At 58.9% G+C, this 2086-nt stretch carries 2 protein-coding genes; both read left to right on the top strand.

Features of this window, described 5'->3' with window-relative positions; all coding sequences use genetic code 11:
• Nucleotides 1-411 (top strand): hypothetical protein (locus tag GX108_08090; GenBank protein ID NLO56990.1); only part of this gene is annotated, 411 nt, incomplete at its 5' end.
• Nucleotides 412-450: 39 nt separating this feature from the next.
• Nucleotides 451-2086 (top strand): DNA polymerase III subunit gamma/tau (dnaX, locus tag GX108_08095; protein NLO56991.1); only part of this gene is annotated, 1636 nt, incomplete at its 3' end.

A 2086-nucleotide genomic window follows, 5' to 3' on the forward strand; every position in this document is an offset into this window, starting at 1 on the left:
AGGGATAGGATCAGGAGCCTGGAGAGCATCATCAGGGAGAGGGGATGGCCCTTGGAGAGGAAAAAAGCCCTTCGCCTGTTGAGAATCCAGACCGGAGAGGAGGACGGCCTCCTCTTTCTCAGCATCGATGGGAAGCCGGTTTGGCGGGCGCCCAAGGTCGAAGGGGCCGATGAATTGATTAAGAGGGCGGCCGCGTCGCTGGATAAAAATCTTCAGATGGAGACCCAGCCCTACGATGTCACTATCCAGGAGATCCGGGGTGAAAAAGCGATGAGGGTGGGCCTTGGAGTGATTGCGTCCGAAAAGGACCTCCTGCCCGGCATGCCCTCGCTGGAAGAATTCAGGGAGAATATCCTGTTGTCGCTCCACAGGGCGAGGATGATCCACCCTGTGGCCGATTACAACGGGTAGAGCAAACCACGAAGAGTATGCTCCACGGGAGGCGATAAGATGTACCTATCCCTTTACCGCCGTCACAGGCCGGGAGTTTTCTCGGAGGTCGTGGCCCAGGAAGCGGCGGTCAACCTTCTTCGGAGGGAGATCGCGAGCGGGAAGAACAGCCATGCCTATCTTTTTTCCGGGCCGAGGGGGTGCGGCAAGACCACCCTTGCCAGGATCGTAGCCAGGGCCCTGAATTGCACCAACCGCGATGATGAGGGGGAGCCTTGCGCGCAATGTTCCAACTGCCTTTCCATAGCCTCCGGGGAAAACCTGGATGTCATCGAGATTGACGGAGCCTCCAACAGGGGCATCGACGAGATAAGGGAGCTTAAGGAGCATATCTCCCTTTCACCCTTCTCCGGGAGGTTCAAGGTCTACATCATCGACGAAGTGCACATGCTCACCGAGGCCGCCTTCAACGCCCTTCTGAAGACCCTGGAAGAACCTCCCCAGACCGTGGTGTTCATACTCGCCACGACGGAACCCCACAAGGTCCCGGCGACGATACGTTCCAGGTGCCAACACATCCCCTTCCATCGCATACCCCTCCCCGCCATCGTGGAGACCATCACGAAAGTGTCGGCCTCGGAAGGGGTGGCCATCGAAGAGGAAGCGCTCTGGGAAATTGCCAGGGAATCCGACGGTTCACTTAGGGACGCCCTCTCCTTGCTCGAGCAGGCGGTGACCACGGGCCTGCCGTCGGTCTCGCTGGAGGAGATCAGGGGCATACTCGGCGGGGGCGGGAGGAGTGACCTGGAGAGGCTGGTCCCTGCCCTGAGAGAGGGGAGTCCCGAAGCTTTCAGGGGTTTATCGGAGCTTTTTCAGCGCGGTCTGACCGCTGAACGCCTCCTTGAGGGGCTGTTCCTTCTTTTCAGGGATATTCTTGTCGCCGTTTTGTGGAAGGAAGAGGGAATCGACTCCCTGCCGCTGAGCGAGGAGGATAAATCCTTCGTCCGGAACGAATCCGGACATTGGAGTGAGTCCGACCTCTGGAAGGTTCTCGATTTCTGCTCGGCCACCCTTCCTAGGGCACGGTATGGTCTCAGGGGAGAAGTCGTCCTGGGCATGCTTCTCGGGTTATTCCTGGCGCCTCGGGCAAAGGATGAACCGATAGGGCTTATAAAGGAAGAAGCCCTGCCCGAAAAGGTCCCTGCCATGGAAGAGGAGGCTGGACCTGAAACCGGGAACGCGAAGTGTGAACCGCCCTCCCCCGGGGAGATCGAGACGCCGCAGGAACCTTCACCCCCAATTTCCGACGCTGTTAAGGAAGATTGGAGAAAATGTGTCGACGGGATGGCCGCCGACAACCTTCCCCTTTATTGCGCCTGCGTCTCCACCAGCTCCGAAAAGAACGAAGAATCGGTGGTGGTGGTATTCCCCGAAGATCATCGCTTTTCCTTCGAGCTTGCCACTTCCCCCAGGAGCTTGGCATACCTGGACTCGATAAGGCTTGTACAATACTCGGGCCTACCGATGGAACTGGTCTGCGGAGAAAGGACGGTCCCGGTGGAAGGGGTTCCCCAAGGAGAAAAGGACTTCCAGCCGGGTGAGACGGAAGAGGTCCCACCTTCATTTTCGGCTCCCCAGGGATCCCCGGGAACACCGGCAGGGATTTCCCCCCGGAGTTACAGGAGTGACCCGGGCG

Source organism: Thermovirga sp. (assembly GCA_012523215.1).
Taxonomy (GTDB): Bacteria; Synergistota; Synergistia; order Synergistales; family Thermovirgaceae; genus 58-81.